The sequence below is a fragment of the Aeromicrobium terrae genome (genome assembly GCF_008039565.1).
Taxonomy (GTDB): domain Bacteria; phylum Actinomycetota; class Actinomycetes; order Propionibacteriales; family Nocardioidaceae; genus Aeromicrobium; species Aeromicrobium terrae.
This window is the reverse complement of the sequence record NZ_VDUX01000008.1, coordinates 125,823-140,941: the sequence shown is the minus strand read 5'-3', so window position 1 is coordinate 140,941 and position 15,119 is coordinate 125,823. Positions and strand designations below refer to the sequence as shown.

Annotated in this window: 15 protein-coding genes; 6 read left to right on the top strand and 9 right to left on the bottom strand. The window is 70.9% G+C overall.

The window, feature by feature from the left end:
- The first annotated feature begins 21 nt into the window (after window positions 1-21).
- Both FHP06_RS15010 and mctP read left to right on the top strand, forming a co-directional pair.
- Window positions 22-243 (top strand): DUF3311 domain-containing protein, encoded by a 222-nt coding sequence (locus tag FHP06_RS15010; protein WP_147687610.1) that lies wholly within the window; start codon window positions 22-24, stop codon window positions 241-243.
- The gene (mctP, locus tag FHP06_RS15005; protein WP_147687609.1) at window positions 240-1,907 is read left to right on the top strand and encodes a monocarboxylate uptake permease MctP; all 1,668 of its coding nucleotides are present in this window, start codon (window positions 240-242) and stop codon (window positions 1,905-1,907) included. The genes FHP06_RS15010 and mctP overlap by 4 nt, the downstream gene beginning before the upstream one ends.
- On the opposite strand, the gene FHP06_RS15000 is transcribed toward mctP, so the two are convergent.
- Genes FHP06_RS15000 through FHP06_RS14985 form a run of 4 tightly spaced genes read right to left on the bottom strand, consistent with a single transcriptional unit; the run spans window position 1,904 to window position 4,699 of the window.
- Window positions 1,904-2,842 carry a cation diffusion facilitator family transporter gene (locus FHP06_RS15000; RefSeq protein ID WP_147687608.1) on the bottom strand — a complete coding sequence of 313 codons (939 nt, stop codon included), beginning with the start codon at window positions 2,840-2,842 and terminating at the stop codon, window positions 1,904-1,906. The two genes, mctP and FHP06_RS15000, sit on opposite strands and share 4 nt — an antisense overlap.
- Complete coding sequence (locus tag FHP06_RS14995; protein ID WP_147687607.1) at window positions 2,839-3,006, bottom strand: Trm112 family protein; 168 nt, start codon at window positions 3,004-3,006, stop codon at window positions 2,839-2,841. Before FHP06_RS14995 ends, FHP06_RS15000 begins: the two co-directional genes overlap by 4 nt.
- Window positions 3,003-4,358, bottom strand: coding sequence for a phosphomannomutase/phosphoglucomutase (locus tag FHP06_RS14990; protein WP_147687606.1), 1,356 nt, complete (start codon window positions 4,356-4,358; stop codon window positions 3,003-3,005). The genes FHP06_RS14995 and FHP06_RS14990 overlap by 4 nt, the downstream gene beginning before the upstream one ends.
- On the bottom strand, window positions 4,358-4,699 hold the full coding sequence (locus FHP06_RS14985) for a DUF3499 domain-containing protein (RefSeq protein WP_147687605.1): 342 nt from the start codon (window positions 4,697-4,699) through the stop codon (window positions 4,358-4,360). The genes FHP06_RS14990 and FHP06_RS14985 overlap by 1 nt, the downstream gene beginning before the upstream one ends.
- A gap of 48 nt (window positions 4,700-4,747) precedes the next feature.
- On the opposite strand from FHP06_RS14985, the gene FHP06_RS14980 reads away from it, so the two are divergent.
- Window positions 4,748-5,188, top strand: a complete 441-nt coding sequence (locus FHP06_RS14980; protein WP_147687604.1) for a metallopeptidase family protein — start codon at window positions 4,748-4,750, stop codon at window positions 5,186-5,188.
- Window positions 5,189-5,221: 33 nt separating this feature from the next.
- Here the strand turns inward: FHP06_RS14980 and FHP06_RS14975 are convergent, their stop codons facing one another.
- From FHP06_RS14975 to FHP06_RS14965, 3 genes are read right to left on the bottom strand one after another with little or no spacing between them, the layout of a single operon-like run.
- A complete protein-coding gene (locus tag FHP06_RS14975; RefSeq protein ID WP_147687603.1) occupies window positions 5,222-6,613 on the bottom strand; it encodes a DUF5719 family protein in 1,392 nt (463 codons plus the stop codon).
- The gene (locus FHP06_RS14970; RefSeq protein ID WP_147687602.1) at window positions 6,610-9,435 is read right to left on the bottom strand and encodes a glycosyltransferase family 2 protein; all 2,826 of its coding nucleotides are present in this window, start codon (window positions 9,433-9,435) and stop codon (window positions 6,610-6,612) included. The genes FHP06_RS14975 and FHP06_RS14970 overlap by 4 nt, the downstream gene beginning before the upstream one ends.
- A gap of 34 nt (window positions 9,436-9,469) precedes the next feature.
- Window positions 9,470-9,724 (bottom strand): WhiB family transcriptional regulator, encoded by a 255-nt coding sequence (locus FHP06_RS14965; protein WP_147687601.1) that lies wholly within the window; start codon window positions 9,722-9,724, stop codon window positions 9,470-9,472.
- 89 nt (window positions 9,725-9,813) lie between these two features.
- Between FHP06_RS14965 and FHP06_RS14960 the strand changes: the two genes are divergently transcribed.
- The 3 genes from FHP06_RS14960 to FHP06_RS14950 are packed head-to-tail and all read left to right on the top strand — an operon-like array spanning window position 9,814 to window position 12,119.
- Complete coding sequence (locus tag FHP06_RS14960; RefSeq protein ID WP_187271962.1) at window positions 9,814-10,479, top strand: TIGR03089 family protein; 666 nt, start codon at window positions 9,814-9,816, stop codon at window positions 10,477-10,479.
- Window positions 10,480-10,531: 52 nt separating this feature from the next.
- Window positions 10,532-11,389, top strand: a complete 858-nt coding sequence (locus FHP06_RS14955; RefSeq protein WP_147687599.1) for an ABC transporter permease — start codon at window positions 10,532-10,534, stop codon at window positions 11,387-11,389.
- Window positions 11,373-12,119: an ABC transporter ATP-binding protein gene (locus FHP06_RS14950; protein ID WP_147687598.1), complete on the top strand. Its 747-nt coding sequence runs from the start codon at window positions 11,373-11,375 to the stop codon at window positions 12,117-12,119. Before FHP06_RS14955 ends, FHP06_RS14950 begins: the two co-directional genes overlap by 17 nt.
- Here FHP06_RS14950 and FHP06_RS14945 read toward each other — a convergent pair.
- Both FHP06_RS14945 and FHP06_RS14940 read right to left on the bottom strand, forming a co-directional pair.
- Complete coding sequence (locus FHP06_RS14945) at window positions 12,116-13,447, bottom strand: LCP family protein (protein ID WP_187271961.1); 1,332 nt, start codon at window positions 13,445-13,447, stop codon at window positions 12,116-12,118. The genes FHP06_RS14950 and FHP06_RS14945 overlap by 4 nt on opposite strands.
- Before the next feature lie 171 nt (window positions 13,448-13,618).
- Window positions 13,619-14,956, bottom strand: a complete 1,338-nt coding sequence (locus FHP06_RS14940; protein ID WP_230973539.1) for an LCP family glycopolymer transferase — start codon at window positions 14,954-14,956, stop codon at window positions 13,619-13,621.
- Window positions 14,957-15,119: the final 163 nt, after the last annotated feature.

The window sequence follows — 15,119 nt, the reverse complement described above, 5'->3', positions numbered from 1 at the left end:
CCGGGGGGACAAGGGGGACCCATGACCGACCGACCGATGCCCGGACCTGGACGGCTCTACGCGGCGGGAGTGATCCTGGCCGTCGCGATCGTCGTGCCACTGCTGACGTGGACGTACGCCAAGGAGTCACCTGACCTCGCCGGGATCCCGTTCTTCTTCTGGTACCAGTTCCTGCTGGTGATCCTGTCGGTGATCCTCACGAGCGTCGCGTACTGGCTCGTGCAGGGGCGTGGTCGCCGATGAGCGACGTCGACGGCGTGGCCTTCGCGGTCTTCCTGTTCTTCTTCCTGCTCGTCACGGTGATGGGCTTCCTCGCGGCCCGGTGGCGCCGGGCCGCCGCGCTCGACAACCTCGACGAATGGGGCCTGGGCGGCCGGAGCTTCGGCACGTTCGTGTCGTGGTTCCTGATCGGCGGCGACATCTACACGGCGTACACGTTCATCGCCGTGCCGGCGCTGCTCTACGCGGGGAACGCCACCGGCTTCTTCGCGGTGCCGTACACGATCATCCTGTACCCGATCATCTTCGTGTTCCTGCCGCGGCTGTGGTCGGTCTCGCACCGTCGTCGTTACGTGACCCCGGCCGACTTCGTGCAGGGCCGCTTCGACTCACGCCCGCTCAGCCTGGCCGTCGCGTTCACCGGAATCCTCGCGACGATGCCGTACATCGCGCTGCAGCTCGTCGGCATCCAGGCGGTGCTCGACGTCATCGGCATCGGCGGCGGAGATGACGCCGGCTGGTTCGAGAAGGACCTGCCGCTGTTCATCGCCTTCGCACTGCTCGCGGCGTACACGTACTCGTCAGGCCTGCGCGCGCCGGCGCTGATCGCGTTCGTCAAGGACTCGCTGATCTACATCGTGATCATCGTCGCGGTGATCTACCTGCCCACCCAGCTCGGCGGCTGGGACGGCATCTTCGACAAGGCCGGCCACGCGTTCGACGCGTTCAACCAGGACAACGCCGACGCCATCGCGGCCGGTGACGCCAAGCCGAAGGGGCTGATCCCCGGCATGGGCACGGCCCAGTGGGCGTACGCGTCGCTGTCGCTGGGCTCGGCGCTCGCGCTGTTCATGTACCCGCACTCCGTCACGGCGGTGCTGTCCACGAAGAGCCGCAGCGTCATCCGGCGCAACGCGTCGCTGCTGCCCGCGTACTCGTTCCTGCTCGGCCTGCTCGCCCTGCTCGGTCTCGCGGCCATCGCCGCGGGCGTGAAGGTCGACAACGCGCAGCTGGCCATCCCGCAGCTGTTCGAGCAGGAGTTCAGCCCGTGGTTCGCGGGTGTGGCGTTCGCGGCCATCGCCATCGGCGCGCTCGTGCCGGCGGCGATCATGTCGATCGCGGCGGCCAACCTCTGGACGCGCAACATCTACAAGTCGTTCATCAACCCGAGCGCGAGCGAGGCGCAGGAGGCGCAGCAGAGCAAGGTCGCCAGCCTGTTGGTGAAGTTCGGCGCGCTGATCTTCGTGCTCGCGCTGCCGAACGACTTCGCCATCAACCTGCAGCTGCTCGGCGGCATCTGGATCCTGCAGACGCTGCCGGCGATCGTCATCGGCCTCTACACGCGCTGGTTCCACCGGCACGCCCTGCTGGCCGGCTGGGCCGTCGGCATGGCGTGGGGCACGATCGCCGCGTACAACACGCCGGCGGTCGGCGACCCGGGCTCACACTTCGGCGGATCGGTGGCGCCGCTGGAGGTCTTCGGCATCGACCTCAGCGACAACCTCATCTACTTCGGGCTGACGGCGCTCGTGCTGAACCTGATCGTCTCGGTGGTGCTCACCGTCGTGTTCCGTGCCACCGGGGTCTACGAGGGGATCGACGACACGAAGCCGTCGGACTATCACGCGGACGCCGGCGACCCCGAGGTGGTCGAGGAGCTGGACCCGCTGGAGACGCCGCCGGCCTAGCCGCGGTAGATGTCCGGCTCGAGGTAGATCTGGACCGCCATCGGCTCCGCGGCGCGGATCGCCCGCTCCGCGGCGTCGATGGCGGTGGCCACGTCGGCCGCCGTCGCCTCGGGGAGCACGCCGATCTTGCAGGCGACCAGCAGCTCCTCGGGCGCGATGTGCAGCGTCTTGAGGTGGATGACCCGGTCGACGCCGTCGGTGGAGCCGATGGCGGTGCGGATGCGCGAGACCGCGGCCGGCGTCGCGGACTCCCCCACCAGGAGGCTCTTGACCTCGATGGCCAGGACGATCGCGACGACGATCAGGAGCGTGCCGATGAACGCCGTGCCGGCGACGTCGAAGTACGCGTTCTCCGTGAGGAGCGACAGCCCGACCGCCACGAACGCGGCGACCAGGCCGACGAGCGCGGCGAAGTCCTCCAGCAGGATCACCGGCAGCTCCGGCGACTTCGCGTTGCGGATGTACGACCACCAGGAGTGGTCGCCGCGCACCTTGCTGCCCTCGATGATCGCGGTGCGGAACGAGAGGCCCTCGAGCACGATCGCGATGCCGAGCACGACGAGCGGGACGAGCCGCCACTTGCTGTCGAACAGGTCGTCGCCGTGACCGCCGTGGATCTCGTGGAACTTGTGGTACGCCTCGTACAGCGCGAACAGGCCGCCCACGGTGAACAGCACGATCGAGACGATGAACGCGTAGATGTAGCGCTCGCGGCCGAAGCCGAACGGGTGCTCCTCGGTGGCCTCGCGCTTCGACCGCTTGCCGCCGATCAGCAGGAGCGCCTGGTTGCCGGAGTCGGCGACCGAGTGGATGGACTCGGCGAGCATCGACGAGAACCCGGTCAGCAGGAACGCGATGAACTTCGTGATCGCGATCCCGATGTTCGCGAGCAGGGCGGCGATGACGGCCTTGGTGCCGCCCTCGGGCGAGCTCACAGGGGCCGCGCCTCGTCGACGAGCATCACCGGGATGTCAGCGCGGACGGGGTAGGCCAGCTGGCAGCTGCTGCACACGAGCTCCTCGGCGTCGTCGTCGACGAACAAGGTGGCCCGGCACTGCGGGCACACCAGAATGTCGAGCAGGGCGGGGTCGAGGTTCATGCCCGGATCCTAGCCAGGACCTCGTCGCGCACCCGGGCCATGGTCGGCTCGTCCGCCCCCTCGACGTTCAGCCGGAGCAGGGGCTCGGTGTTCGACGGCCGCACGTTGAACCACCAGTCGTCCGCGGTGACGGTGAGGCCGTCGAGCCGGTCGAGGTCGTGCTCGGCGTAGTCGGCCTCGAGACGCTGGATCACGGCGGCGGCGTCGTCGACGCGGCTGTTGATCTCGCCCGACGCCGCGTAGCGCGAGAACTCCGCCATCAGCGCGCTCACCGTGGTGTCGGTCTCCGCGAGCGCACCCATCACGTGCAGGGCCGCGAGCATGCCGGAGTCGGCGAGGTAGAACTCGCGGAAGTAGAAGTGGCCGGAGTGCTCGCCGCCGAAGACCGCGCCCGTGCGCGCCATCTCGGCCTTGATCAGCGAGTGGCCGACCGGCGTGCGTACCGCCACCCCCCCGTGCTCGGTGACGATCTCCGGCACCGCGCGCGACGTGATGACGTTGTGCAGGATCGTGGCCCCCGGCTCGTGCGCGAGGTGGCGGGTGGCGATGAGGGCGGTGATCGCGGACGGGGAGACCACGGCACCGGTCTCGTCGATGACGAAGCAGCGGTCGGCGTCGCCGTCGAACGCCAGGCCGATGTCGGCGCCGTGCTCGCGCACGGCGGCCTGGAGGTCGACGAGCGTCGTGTGGTCGAGGGGGTTGGCCTCGTGGTTGGGGAAGGTGCCGTCGAGCTCGAGGTAGAGCGGCACGAGGTCGACGTCGAGGCGGTCGAACACCGCCGGGACAGTGTGGCCGGCCATCCCGTTCCCGGCGTCGACGACGACCGTCAGTCGGCGGCCCTTCACCGGGGCGAGCCCGAGGAGGGTGTCGACGTAGGTGGTGAGGAAGTCGATCGTCTCGACCGACGTTCCCTCCGCCGGCTCGACGGTCGCGTCGAGCAGCGGGCTCGCCGCCTCGGCCATCGTTCCCAGACCGGTGTCGAGGCCGATCGGGCGGGCGCCGGCGCGGCACATCTTCAGGCCGTTGTCGCCGGCCGGGTTGTGGCTCGCCGTGACCATGACGCCGGGGAGGTCGAGCACCCCGGACGCGCAGTAGAGCAGGTCGGTGGAGGCGAGCCCGATGGCGACGACGCTCGCGCCGCGGAACCGGATGCCGTCCGCGACAGCGCCGGCGATCTCCGGCGACGACGTGCGCATGTCGTGACCGACGACGGCGCGGCCGCGGCCGTCGCTGATCCCGGTCTCGTCGGCGAACGCCGCACCCATCGCACGGGCGAGGGCGGCATCGAGCTGTTCGGGCGAGCGGCCTCGGACGTCATACGCCTTGACCACCGCCGCCAGGCGTGGATCCATCAGACTCCGTCGGGAATCGGGGGCTTCACGAGCCGCAGCGCGGGCGGCTCGTCCGGCGCCGGCGCCGCTGGCCGTCCGGCCTCGCGCACCGCGTCGGCCAGGGCGACCAGGTCGTCGTGGCTCGGCTCGACCGTGGCCGGATCCGGCGCGAGACGCAGCACGTTCCAGCCGCGCGGGGCGGACAGGCGCTGCGAGTGCTCAGCGCAGAGGTCGTAGGTGTGCGGCTCGGCATAGGTGGCGAGCGGACCGAGCACGGCGGTCTGGTCGGCGTAGACGTACGTCAACGTCGCGACGGCCTGCTGGGAGCACGCCGATCGCGTGCACCGCCGAGTTGCACCCACGTGGTGAGGGTAACCGGAGACGCGGTCCTCGGGACGTAGACTCACCGCATGCCAGCCCCGTTCGGTGCCGTCGTGAGTGGTCCGCGGCCCGGCCGGATGCGCGATCGCCGCGGCCGCGGACCCCGCGGACCCATGGCGCTGCCTGGTCCGTTGTCGCCCGGCAGCGTGCCGGCGCACCGGACCCCGCGGCAGCAGTTCGACCTGCTGGTCGGCGACGTCCTCGCCGCCCTGGAGAAGCACTTCGCCACCGAGCCCGACCACGTCGACGTCGTCGTGGAGGAGGCGCCGCTGCTGCCGCCGGAGTGGTCCGACGACGTGCCCGGCAGCACGGTCGTCCGCGGGGAGGTCAACCGCGTCGTGCTGTACCGGCTGCCGATCAGCCAGCGCTGCTCGACCACGATGGAGCTGGAGGACGCCGTGTGGCAGGTCGTCCTCGACCGGCTCGCCGAGGTGTGGCACGTCTCGCCGGATGACCTCGATCCCCGCTGATCACATCAGCCGCCCACGGCCCGGCACCCCCGCCTACCGGACCTGCGGCCCGAGCACGGTGACGGGCGCCGGGGCGAGCACGAGCGAGCTGACGCGGTGGCCGTCGGTGTACGTGGCCGCGCCGAGCACGGTGCCGCGCACGGTCAGGAGGACGTAGGCGATCCCCTTGGCCTTGAGCTCCTTGGCGAGCGCGACGTGCTGCGTGGTGCCGGCCGCGATCGTGACGTCGTGCTCGGCCAGGCGGCGCATCCGGGCGTCGTAGGCGACGAGGTGCGCAGATCCCGCACGACGCGGAGCGGTCAGTACCAGCTCGGGGGCCTTCAGGTCGTCGCCGAGCTCGACCGGCACGACGGCCGTGCCCTCGAGCGGCGCCACGGCCTCGGCGTACGCACGGTCCTTGGTGTCCGGGGCGATCCGCACCGAGGCGGCGACGGGATGGTCGGACGTCAGCCGCAGCGCGATGCGGCCGGAGCCGGCCGAGCGCGGCACCTCGACGGCCTTGAGGCGGCCGGGACCGACCTTGACCGTCGCGAGGCCCTGCGGCGTGAACGTGCTCTTCGGGCCGATGACCCGGACCCCCACCCGGGCCGACTGCTCGCCCGGGTTGAGCAGCAGCAGCGTGCGGCCGTCCGCGTCGCCGGGCAGGCCGGGCACGACCTGGCTCCGGCTCGGTGCGAGGGAGCTGCTGACCGGCTCCGTCCCCTTGAAGACGGCCGTCGACTCGTCGTCGGCCACCACGGACAGCGAGCCGCGCCGCCGGACCACGTGCACGGCCAGCTCGGGCTCCCCCGCCGCCAGGTCGGCGAGCTTGACCCGCTTGGTGGTGAAGGGGTCGACCACGATCCCGTCGGCGTCGATCGCGTCGACCGGTCCGCGCGGTCCCCAGAACGTGAGGTCGGCGACGGCCGGCGACTCCGAGAGGTTGGTGAGGACGAGGGTGGACTCGTGCTCGGCGCCGGACCCCAGGCCGAGGAACCAGCCCTCCTCGAACGTCGCGGGGCACGACCCGACCGCGAGGCCGCCGCCGTGCTTCTTGCTCGCCGTGCCGGCGTAGAAGCCGACGGCGCCGGACGCCCGGCCCTTCTGACGCACGATGACGCCCGACCCGGTGGCCTGGGTGGTGCGCCACGCGCCGGCGTCGGCAAGGGCGGTGACCGGGGTCTTGCCGGGGAGGGCCTGGGCGGTGGCCCCGGTGCCGCGCTCGACCTGGCCCGCCGCGACGGTGATGTCCTGGCCCGCCGGGCAGGCGTACGAGGACTCCTGGACCGTGACGGGGACGGGCGGACGGCTGTCGTCGCCGCCGGCGGGGACGACCGCGGCGAGCACGAGCAGGCCCGCCCCGACGACCGGCGGTGCGAGGTTGCGCAGCCTCGCGGCGAGGTCCGGCCGGTCGGTGCGCAGCACGCGGCTGCCCATCGAGTTCATGACGTCACCTCGTCGAGCTCGTCCTCGTCGCCGAGCGCCACCGGCACGTGACGACGGCGCACCGGGGCGGTGAGGACGATCGCGGCGACCCACAGGAACGCCTGGCCGACGCCGAGGACCCAGTGCCACGCCGGACCGTCGGCGTGGGCGGTGTTCGGCTTACCGCTGAGGAACCACACCCGCGAGCCGGGACGGTCGCTGCCGGCGGGCTCGAGGAGCGGTGCGGAGTCGATGCGACGCGCCACCTCCGGGTCGGCCCGCGGGGCGTAGATGGCGTCGACGCCGATGGCGCTGAGCGCGCGGACGTCGCTCACCGACGCGCGTGCGAGGAGACGGCTCACCGCGGCCCGGGCCCGGTCGGTGCGCTCGTCGTCGGGCACCAGCGCCTCCTGGCCGAGGAACGGCCCGTCGCCACGGACGACGCGGAGGTCGACGCCGCGCTCGACCGATCCGGTGACCACCAGCGTGTCGCCGGGGCGCTGCACCATGAACGCCGGGACGACGTCCGGGCGGCTGTGCTCCAGCGGGTCGTTCACGCCGCGCACCAGCCACCAGGCGCCGGTGCCGACCGGGAGGAGCAGCGCCAGGACGGCCAGACCGGCGAGCATCGGACGAGGCAGTCCGCCCACCTCCGGGGCGGCCACCAGGACGGCCGTGAGCAGCCCGGCCGTCCAGATGACGACCGGGACCCCGACCCACGGCGTGATGTCGGAGGCGCCGGCCGGTGTGCTGTACGTGAGCGTCGTGCCGAGGACGGCGAACGCCAGTCCGACGAGGGCCACGACCCAGCTGACCTGCACGTACGCGCGGGTCCGGGTGGGCACCAGGGCCAGCACGGCGAGCACGACGAGTCCGGCGGACAGCCACGCGGGCGCAGCGCCGGGGCCGCCGGCCCGGCCGAGGGCGAGGTCGACGGCGGTGTCGAGACCGGGCCGCTCGCCCGGGAGCGGGTAGCCGGCCTCCCACCACATCCGCAGCGGGTGGAGGGCGCGCTGCACCAGCCACGGCCCGAGCAGGACGAGCGGGACGACGGCGGCGATGATGCCGTCGCGCAGGACCCACCGGCCCTCGAGGACGACCAGGAGCACCAGGCCGGCGAGGCAGATCGGCAGCACCACCGGCGCGAACGCGGCGGCGACGGAGACCCAGATGCCGAGGCGCAGGCCGAGCTGCCAGCCGGGCGCGTCGACGAGCTGACCGGCGGTGTTCACCACGATCGGCAGGACGATCAGCGCGACGACGGTGCCGATGCGGCCCTGGGCGACCGCGCCCGTGGCGACGACGGCCAGGGCGTACGAGACCGCCCACACGATGCGGAGGCCGCGGCGCGGCGTGATGCGACGGCCGAGGCGGTGCGCCGTGAGGCCCGCGAGCGGCACCGCGAACAGCATGAGGAACGTGACCACCGCGCTCGGCCGGAACCAGACCGGCGTGGCCACCGCCGCGAGCAGCAGCGAGAAGACCGGGCCGATGGACGTGCTGCCGAGACCGATGTCGTGGCTGCGCTCGACGACCAGCTGCCACCAGTCGCCTGCGGTGTCCGGTGTGGGCGGCAGCGCGCCGCCGACGAGCGAGCCGCCGTCGACGCCGCCGAACTGGCCGCGCCCGGCGACGAAGGACAGGGCGAACAGGACGAGCGCGGCGACCAGCCAGGGCCGGCGCTGCAGGAGCGTCGGGCCGTCGTCGAGGTCGTCGGCGTCGTCGGGGCTCTGGTCGCCGAGGGTCGAGCGCCGGCCGACGGTCTCGACCGCCTCCGGCTTCACCAGCGCCACGACGGCGTCACGGATCGCGTCGTAGCCGTGCCGGTACGGGAGCCAGAACGGGGCGAAGAGCCCGGAGAAGTCGCGGTTGCGGCGACGTGACGTCATGGCCCGCGACCGGCGCGCTGCTCGCAGGTCCATCGGGTGGGCGTAGACGGCGCGGAGGGCGAGCAGCTCGTCGGAGGCCGACTCCGGGTCCTTGCTCACCAGGAAGCCGAGCACGCGCAGGAGCGACCCGACGAACAGCCGCAGGTACTGCCAGTAGAACCGCGCCCCCTGCGAGTTCGCGAGCATCGTGTGCAGCGCGGCGCGGCGGGCCTCCCACGGGGGGACGTCGCCGGCGGTGCGGCGACGCGTGCCGCGCCGGCTCGCCTCGGCGTGGAACAGCACGCCGCCGGGCGCGGTACGTGTGCGGTAGCCGGCGCGCGCCAGGCGCCACCCGAAGTCGATGTCGTCGAAGTGCAGCGGGATGTTCGGGTCGAAGCCGTCGAGCTCGTCCCAGACGTCGCGGCGCACCAGCATGCCGGCGCTGTTGACCGCGAGGACGTCGCGCGGGCGGTCGTGCTGCCCGGCGTCCGGCTCGCCCGTCTCCAGCCCGGTCTCGCGCGCTCCGGTGTTGGTGACGGTCAGCCCGACCTCGAGCAGACGCCGCAGCGACGGCCACTCCCGGATCTTCGGCCCCACGGCCCCGATGTCGTCGGCGGACGTGGCGACGTCGAGCAGGCCGGCGAGCGTGCCGGGCAGGACCGCGGCGTCGTCGTGCAGCAGCCAGATCCAGTCGGTGCGCGGGAGCGACTCGACGCCGAGGCGCACCGCCTCACCGAAACCGGTGCCCGACGGCGCGTACGTGATGCGGTCCGGACCGAAGGAGTCACGCAGCAGGTCGGCGCTGCCGTCGGTGGAGCTGACGTCGACCACGCGCCAGGCGGCGGGGGCGTGGAACATGTCGGCGAACGAGGCCAGCACCTTCGGCAGCCACGCGGCGCCGTTGTGGGCCACGAGCACCGCTCCCACGGTGGGCGGATCGTCGAGCCAGTGGCGCGACAACCCGGTTTCGTCCATAGGCGCCGAGCCTAGTGGACGAGGAAAAGGACGCTCAGGCGCGCTTCTTGAGCTTCCGCCGCTCGCGCTCGGACAGACCGCCCCAGATGCCGAACCGCTCGTCGTGCGCCAGAGCGTACTCGAGGCACTCGCCCCGCACGTCGCACGTGAGGCAGACCCGCTTCGCCTCGCGCGTCGATCCGCCCTTCTCGGGGAAGAACGCCTCGGGGTCGGTCTGAGCGCACAGCGCACGCTCCTGCCACATGAGCTCTTCGTCGTCTGACTCGAGCAGAGCCTCATCGAATGACATACTTGGAATTACACGCCTGTTCACTCTCACAAGTCAAGCCGAATTCCAAGATTCCCGGTTTCCTCGGCGTGTCGCCTACTCTGACGGGCGTGCCCACGCTCGATCGCCTCCTGGACGCGCTCCCCCAGCCGGCCGCCCCGTTCCTCACGTACTACGACCAGGCCACCGGCGAGCGGGTCGAGCTGAGCGGGGTCACCACCGCGAACTGGGTCGCCAAGACGTCCAACTTCCTCGTCGAGGACCTCGACGCCGCACCGGGCAGCCGCGTGCGCATCGGGCTGCCGAGCCACTGGCTGCGGTTCGTCTGGCTGCTCTCCTGCTGGACCGTCGGTGCCGCGGTCGTCGACGTGGAGGCGGACATCGGCGTCAGCGGTCCCGACCTCGTGGCCGACGAGCCGCTCCGCGTCGCCGCGTCGCTGCGACCGCTCGGCGCCCGCTTCGCCGAGCCCCCTGAAGGCTTCCTCGACCTCGGTGCCGAGGTGCCGCCCCACGGCGACGTCTTCCTGGCGCTCGACCCGCCGACCGCCCAGACCGTCGCGATCGACCTCGACGGCGAGGAGCTGACCCATGCCGAGCTGGCCTCCGGGACCGCTCCGTCGGCCGAACGCCTGCTCGTGGAGCCGGGCACGGTGCGACGCGACGCGGACCTCCTCGTGGCGGCCGCACTCGGCGGTGGCTCGCTCGTGCTCGTGACGTCCGCCACGCCCGACGCGCTGACCGGCGTGGCCGACCAGGAGCGAGCCCGGATCGCATGAGGCGATCCACTAGACTCGTCCGCGCCCAACCACGATCACGAGAGGCCCGCGGATGAGTCTCGCCGAAGACGCGGCGCGCGCAGGCCTCCACAAGGTCGGCGGGCGTCCTCCCCTCGGTCACTACCTGTCCGACGTCTGGCGTCGCCGTGAGTTCGTGTACTCGCTCGCCCGGTTCCGGATCGAGGCCGAGAACGGCCGCAACCGCCTCGGCATGGGCTGGGTCGTCCTCAAGCCGCTGATCAACGCCGGCGTCTACGGCACGATCTTCGGCATCCTGCTCGGTAGCAACGCCCGGCCGGCGCACTTCGTCGAGTTCCTGATCATCGGCGTGTTCATGTTCGAGTTCTTCTCGACGTGCTTCACCACCGGCTCGAAGTCGATCACGTCGAACGCCGCCCTGGTGCAGAGCCTGAGCTTCCCGCGGATGGCGCTGCCGCTCGCCCTGGTCACCCAACGGCTGCTGCAGTTCGTGCCGATGGTCGTGATCATGCTGGTCATCGTCACCGCGTTCGGCACGGTGCCCAAGCCCGCGTGGCTGCTGCTCGTCCCGCTCGTCGTGCTCTTCACGGTCTTCAACGCCGGCCTCACCCTGATCACGGCGCGCCTCACGGTCCACTTCCGCGACCTCACGCAGCTGCTGCCGTTCATCTCGCGGTTCTTCTTCTACACGTCCGGCGTCTTCTTCAGCGTCGAGAAGCGCTTCCAGGAGCACCCGACGGTCCTGAAGATCGCGGACTTCCAACCCATCCACGAGTTCATGAGCCTGGGTCGCGGCCTGCTGCTCGACGGCACGTACTACGCCGTCAAGGCCGAGTACTGGCTGTACTCCGGCGTGTGGGCCGTCGGCACGCTGATCATCGGCGTCCTCTTCTTCTGGGCCGCGGAGGAGCGCTATGGCCGCACCGACTGACCGCAAGCCCGTCGTCATCGCCGACGACGTGCACGTCGAGTACCGGGTGCTCGCCACCGGCAAGCGTGCGACGGCGGCCGACTCGGCGCGCAAGATCCTCCAGCGCAGCCGCAAGACCCGCACCGTGCACGCGCTCAAGGGCGTCTCGTTCACCGCGTACGAGAACGACAGCATCGGCGTCATCGGCTCGAACGGGTCGGGCAAGTCCACGCTGATGCGGGCGATCGTCGGGCTGACCCCCACGTCGCAGGGCTCGATCTACGCGGCGTCGCGACCGAGCATGCTCGGCGTCGGCGCCGCGCTGATCAAGGACCTCTCCGGTGAGCGCAACGTCATCCTCGGCGGCCTCGCGCTCGGCCTGACGCTGGAGGAGATCCACGAGAAGTACGACGAGATCGTCGAGTTCGCCGGGCTCCGCAAGTTCATCGAGCTGCCGATGCGCACGTACTCCTCCGGCATGACCGCCCGGCTCAAGTTCGCGATCGCCACGGCTCGCCAGCACGAGATCCTCATCGTCGACGAGGCCCTCGCCGTCGGCGACAAGACGTTCCGCGACCGCAGCGAGGCGAAGATCCGCGAGATCCGCGACAACGCCGGCACCGTGTTCCTGGTCAGCCACTCGATGCGCTCCATCGCCGACACCTGCAACCGGGTGCTCTGGATCAACCAGGGCGACCTGATGATGGACGGCCCCACCGACGAGGTCATCGCCGCGTACGAGGCCTCCTAGCAGGAGGCGGCGAGGTCGTCGGTGGTGTTGGCCGACGACTGGGTGTCGTTGGGCTTGGAGGTCTCCGGGTCGTCCGTCGACTTCGGGTCCGGCGGCACGTTGCGCTCGGACTTCTGGATCGCCTCGTCGATCATCCGGTGGATGGCCGCGAAGTCGGGCGTGATCGTGTTGACCACGGGCGGGACGAGCGAGACGGTGCGCACCTTCTCGCCGCGGGACTTCAGCGCGAGGTCGGCGAACTGGCCGAGCTCCTTGGCCGGCAGGTTCGTGCTCAGGAGCTCCTTGCCGGAGGCCGCGATGTCCTTGGCGTTGAGCACGACCTTCTGCGGGCTGAGCTGGTCGAGCATCGCCGCCATCAGGCACTTCTGCCGGCCCATCCGGGTGTAGTCGTCGGACTGGACGCGGCTGCGGGCGTACCAGAGCGCGTTGTCGCCGTCCAGGACCTGCTTGCCGGGCTCGATGTACTGCTGCTTCCAGGCGTCGTCGTGGCCGAACTTCGCGATGCGGGTCTTCACGTCCATCTCGACGCCGCCGACGGCGTCGACGAGCTTGCGGAAGCCCTTGAGGTTGACCATCACGTAGTAGTTGATCTTGAGGTCCGTGACGCCCTCGACCGCGTCGATGGTGGCGTCCAGGCCCGGGTCGGCACTGTTCGGGTACAGGTCCGTGCGGTTCTGCGCCGCCGTGTGGACCGCGTTGATCAGGCACTCCGAGCCGCAGTTGTAGCCGTACGGGTACACCTGGTGCATCGGAGAGCTCTCCGGGAACGGCACGTTCTGGAGGTTGCGCGGGATCGAGACCAGCACGGTGCGGCCGGTGCCCGCGTCGATGCTCGCGACGGTCAGGGAGTCCGGCCGGATGCCGGTGCGGTCCTTCCCGGAGTCGGCGCCGATCAGCAGGATGTTGTAGCGGCCCTCCAGCGGCGCGGACGTCTTGGTGGCCTTGAAGACGGTCTTCACCACGTCACGCTGCACCTGCAGCAGCTCCGACGCGAAGACCGCGGAGCCGCCGACCGCCGCCACGAGGGCGGTGTTGACCACCATGACGAGCGCGCCGCGCCAGAACGTCAGCGAGAACGGGCGGGCCAGCCGCCAGGCGTCGATGAACAGGGCGAGCCAGGCGATGACGACGACCGCGAGGCCGATGCGGAGGCGCAGCAGGGCGTCGGCGTCGAAGGCGTTGTTGAGGGCGGAGACGCGGTCGGTGCCGGCGTGCCACACGTAGTACCCGCCACCGAGGAGCAGCGCGGCCCACGCCGTGAGCGCGACCCACCCGACCCACCGACGGCCGACGGCGACCTGGGCGGACCCCGGGGCCACGACGGTCATGGCGCACAGCGCCAGGGCGCGACGGAACCGGAGACGCGGAGAGTCCAGGCGGTGACCTGCGTATCCGCGCCCCAGCAAGCTCGCACGATGCGTCATGAGGCCTCACGGGTGGAAGGGCGACGGTCCATTATCACCGAGGAAGGCTGAGAGTCAGCCAAGGGTTCCGCGTCGTCAGCACGTGCTGTCGAGGTCGTCGCTCTGGTTCGCCTGGCGCGGATCTGCCGTGTCGTCGAGCTTCGGCAGGGACAGTCGCGCGTCGATGATGCCGCCGGGGTTCGTGGAGCGGCCCTCCGCCTTCGCGATGGCCTTGTCGATCATGCGACGGACCTTGTCGAAGTCGGGGCTGCCGGTGTAGATCACGGGCGGCACGAGCGAGACCGTCGAGACCTTCTGCGACTTCGCCTTGAGGGCGAGGTCCATGAAGACGTCCAGGTCGCTGGCCGGGATGTTCGTGGTCAGCAGCGCCTTGCTGGAGTCCGCGATCTTCTCGACGTTGAACAGCACCTTTTTCGGGCTGACCTGGTGCAGCATCGCGTTCATCACGCACTTCTGCCGCCCCATGCGCGACCAGTCGTCGTTCTGCACGCGGCTGCGCGAGTACCAGAGCGCTTGGTCGCCGGTGAGCTTCTGCTCGCCGGCCGGGATCCACCCGCGGATCGGCGAGCCGATGCCGCCGATGGCGGTGCGCTCCTGCACGTTCACGGTGACGCCGCCGACGGCGTCGATCAGCTTGGAGAAGCCGTGCATGTTGACCATGGCGTAGTAGCTGAGCTTGAGACCCGTCGTCTCCTCGACGGCGCCCATCGTCGCCTCGAGGCCCGGGTCCTTGGTGGTCTTCGGGAACAGCGAGGCGTGGTCGTTGGCCCAGGTGTTGACGGCGTTGAGGTAGCAGCCCTCGCAGTCGAAGCCGCGCGGGAACTGCTTGGCCATCACCGAGCCCTTCGGGAAGTGGATGTCCTGGAGGTTGCGCGGCAGGCCGATCAGGACCGTGCGGCCGGTGTCGGCGTCGATGCTGGCGACGGTGAGCGAGTCCGGGCGCAGGCCGCTGCGGTCGGGGCCGGAGTCCCCGCCGAGCAGCAGCACGTTGTACCGGCCGCCTTCCGGGCCTTTCACCGTGCTGGACGCGAACACGGTGCCGATGAAGCTGTTCTGCACCGCCACGAGGTGCGCGGCGAAGAACATCACGCCGGCGGTCGCGAAGCACAGTGCCGCGTTCACCCCGGTCATCCAGAGCCGGTGGTTGCGCGACAGCTGGAGAGGTCGTCCGAGCCGCCAGGCGTCGAGGAGGAGCGCGACCCAGCTGACGGCGCCTGCGATGAGCAGCCACCGCCCGAGACCCAGGAGCGTGCTGTTGGTCATGAGGGAGAACAGATGGGTGCGCGACGTCATCGCGACGACCAGGACGACCCCGCCGACGGCGAGGCAGCCGAGCCAGATGCGGATGGCGATGCGACCGATCGTGCGGTGACCCATGACGAGCTGGGCCGACCCGGGCATGACGAGCGTCATGAAGGTCAAGGTGAGGGCCCGGCGGAACGCCACGGAGTTCGAGGCGCTCAACACAGAGGTGCGGTCAACCATGGGTTCCTCACGGGGGAAGATCTAGAGGGACGCCTTGATCGAACCACAGAAGCCTCGAGTTGAGGTTGAGGTTTGCGTGCGACACGCCGGT